This is a genomic window from Bifidobacterium sp. POST2/T3 (B1), assembly GCF_058197115.1.
Genome location: NZ_JBVPQK010000273.1, coordinates 1 through 3,590, shown reverse-complemented (window position 1 = coordinate 3,590; position 3,590 = coordinate 1). Strand labels below are relative to the sequence as shown.

At 60.0% G+C, this 3,590-nt stretch carries 3 protein-coding genes; all 3 read left to right on the top strand.

Annotated elements, in window-relative coordinates; translation table 11 throughout:
• The coding region (gene manA / locus AC0AP0_RS10355) for a mannose-6-phosphate isomerase, class I (RefSeq protein WP_490430399.1) at positions 1-1,388 on the top strand (1,388 nt) is incomplete at its 5' end.
• A gap of 293 nt (positions 1,389-1,681) precedes the next feature.
• On the top strand, positions 1,682-2,593 hold the full coding sequence (locus tag AC0AP0_RS10350) for a CHAP domain-containing protein (protein ID WP_463603571.1): 912 nt from the start codon (positions 1,682-1,684) through the stop codon (positions 2,591-2,593).
• A gap of 70 nt (positions 2,594-2,663) precedes the next feature.
• Positions 2,664-3,392, top strand: coding sequence for a C40 family peptidase (locus AC0AP0_RS10345; RefSeq protein WP_198191428.1), 729 nt, complete (start codon positions 2,664-2,666; stop codon positions 3,390-3,392).
• Positions 3,393-3,590: the final 198 nt, after the last annotated feature.

Here is a 3,590-nt window from a genome sequence, read left to right as displayed (position 1 = left end):
GCGTGTATCCGATCCAAGCTGTGGAGAAGCACTACGCCTGGGGCTCACATGACCGACTGCAGCGCATGTTCCATCTGGATGAGTCAGACGGGTGCCCGGGGGATACATTGGCGGAGATGTGGTTCAGCGGACACACCGAATCCCCCTCGCCCCTGACCTTGCCCGACGGCTCGCTGCTGCCTCTGACCGTGGCCATCCGCCGCAATCCCATGGCCATGCTGGGGGAGCGCGACTCCCGCCTCTTCGGCCCCACCCTGCCCTACTTGTTCAAGATCATCTCGGCCCGCATCCCTCTGTCTCTGCAGGTGCATCCTTTGGATTTCGAAGCCCGTGCCGGCTTCAATCGTGAAAATGCCCTGGGAGTGCCTGACGACGATCCCAGCCGCTCCTTTCACGACAGTCTGGCCAAGAACGAAATGGTAGTGGCCCTGGAGCCCTTTCAGGCCTGTGTAGGCTTCGCGACCATCTCCACCCAGCTGACTCTCCTGCGCGCCGTGGATCACCCTCTGGCCGAGCTGATGACCGAGGCGCTGACCGCCCGCACCTTCCACCTGGGGGTTCCTCCGGCCCGCTTTGCCGCGGCTGATGCCATGATGCCGGTCTCCTCCCTGATTTGGCCGGACTCCCGCCGACGTATCTTCCGGGCCTTCCACGCTGCCGTGACTGCCGAGCCAGAAGCAGCCCGAGGCCTGGAGGAAGCCTTGGAGGCTGCTGCCGGGAGGCTGCGGTCCAGGCGGGCGGTAGCCGTGCTGGACCATGCCCTGTGTGCCGCACGAGCCTTTCCGGATGACCCCGCTGTGCTCTGCTTGCTTATGCTCAACCCTGTGGATCTGGAGGAGGGCGATTCGGTCTATATCCCCGCCGGGACCCCTCACGCATACATCCACGGCACTGCGGCAGAGATTATGACCAACTCCGACAATGTGCTCAGGGCCGGCATGACCCCCAAACATCGGGACATTCCCAACCTCCTGCGTAGCCTGGACTGCCAGCCTTCGGCCCCCATTGACCCATCGAGCTCCATGATTGCCACACTGATCATGCACAATATGGTGACCTACCGGCCCAAGATCAACGAATACATGCTGGTCTACGGGCATGTGGAGGAGGGTGGAGCCACTTGGCCCCTGCTCAATAGGCTTCAGCAGCGATACGGGGATCTGATAGAGCGTCTGGGGCCCCGCCACCTGATGATTCCCCGCCGTGGACCACGCATCATCGTCTGTACTGATGGCCGGATTCGTTGCACGGCCGCTGACCAGTCCTGTGTTCTGGACCAGGGGCGGGCCCTCTTCATTCCCTCCGAGGACGGCCGTGTCGACATCACCATGCCTCAAGATTCCAACGATGCCGGCGGATCCTTCCTCCTGGCCTCGACTCCGGTCTGATCTGGTATGAGTCCGGTTCGCTCAGGGTGGACCATGCAGGGTTCAAAACTGTGGGACACGCCGTGGCGGACGGCACGCATGCGGGTTTGCTCATGTCCGCATAATGTCCGTATAATCCTAGAGTATTCCGTGGTTGTCGAAGATGAGCGACCACCGAAGCCATGCTTGAGTACACCAGTATGGACAATTCAGGTCATTTGGCCTGGATTCTCGCTTGCGTTATGGTGTTCCCTTGTGATGGTTCGTGGTACGGCACGAAAGTCGCGTCGGAACATAAACGGGAGTGATTCTAGATGAAGCATGCTGCGCACGGGGCTTCGGCCAGGCGGGGCACAGGTGTCGGCAGTCGGTCGACCGGTCGATCGTCGGGCATAACCCAGGCAGCTGGCATTGAGGGTCTTGATGATGCCCTGGCAGCCAAGCTCAACGAGGTAGCCCCTCGGACCCGTCGTTCTATCCGTCTGGCGGCTAAGGCCTCAGCCCGTCGCTCTCATATCATGACCGGTTCGGCCCTGACCGTCCTGGTCGGTGCTGCCGCTTCCTCTATGGCGGTCAGCCAGGCTCGGGGCGACTGGTCCTTGCCTTTGGCCGACAGTGTCGCAATCAATTTGGTCACCCCCTCATCCTCTACCGGCTCCTCCAGCGCAACTGGTGGTGCAAGGGTCTCCCGTTCTGATTACCGCCAGCCCCTGCCGACGGCCTCACAACACAACGAGGGCAGCTGGGAGCTGGGTGAATCCGAACTCGATGCCGGGCAGATGTCCAAATCTCTGGCCAACAATCCGGTCGTGGCTGTGCTGATGGATGCCAACCGATCAGTACTGCCGGCAGGGTTCAATCCCAACCATGTCACTGGAGATGTGGGCAACGCCTATGAGTTCAGCCAGTGCACCTGGTGGGTCTACGTCCGTCGTCACCAGTTGGGACTGCCGGTGGGCTCGCACATGGGCAATGCCAAGGACTGGACCGGCTCTGCACGCACCCTGGGCTATTGGGTGGACAATACGCCGCGCAATGTCGGCGACATCGTGGTCTTCCAGGCCGGCCAGGAGGGTTCGGATTCCACCTATGGCCATGTGGCCATCGTGGAGAAGATCAATCCCGATGGTTCCATCGTCACCTCCGAGTGCAGTGCCAACATGAACGGAAAGACATACTCTCGCACCTTGTCCAATGTGCACGCTCTGAACTACATCCACTATTGATCCCTGACTGCGCGGATCGTGTCCTCTTGTGTTTGATCCCTGTGCCAGATACGTGATAGAATTGTGACCAATGAAAAAGACACGCAAGTATGTGAGCATGATGGCAGCTGCCACAATCTGTGGCATGCTCTCCATCGGTATACCCGCCGTGGCCCAGGCCAGTGACGGCAGTGAAGCCGCAGTCACTTCGTCGCGTTCATTCACCCCCGGCAGCAAGGTACGTGCCGACCTGTTGACCGAGTCGACGGCTACCACCGTCGAAAAGGATAGCAGCTGGGGTGGCATCGAGTCTTTGAACGTTCCTGCCACCAAGTCTCCGGCCGAGAAGGATGCGGAAGCCAAGGCCCAGCAGGCTCAGGAACAGGCCCAGGCTGCAGCCAGTCGGCACCAGTCCTCGCAGCAGGTCAGTCGTTCGGCTGCTCGTAGCAGTACAGTCAGCACAATCACTGAAGTGCCGGCCACTGGCAGGGGCGCAGATGTGGTCAACTATGCTCTTCAGTTCCAGGGGGTTCCTTATGTGTTTGGTGGGACCGATCCGGCCACGGGTTTTGACTGCTCTGGATTCACCCAGTATGTGTTTGCTCACTTCGGCATCGGCCTGCCGCGCACAGCCGATGCGCAACGTTCAGTGGGTGTGCCGGTCACGGATCCTGCTCCTGGCGACCTGATTGTGACCCCTGAGGGCAGCCATGTGGGCATTTATGTTGGCGGTGGCCGCATGATTCATGCCCCGGATGTCGGTCGGACCGTAACAGTCGAGAAGCTTTATCGGGCTTTCGAGTATCGTCGTCTGGTCTGAGACACATTTGTGCATGTAACCTCAACGCCCCCTTGTGGGGCGTTTTGCATATTCAGAGTCGAAGTTCCTCGCGTGTTGGCCCTTGTCAACTTATCGATAAGGTCTGCATGCGATATTCTGGCAGAAAGAGCGGTGTCGGTTTGTCATCGCCAAGTTTAAAGGAGGTCGTCGGATGAGCAACGACAAGGCTGTTCTGGT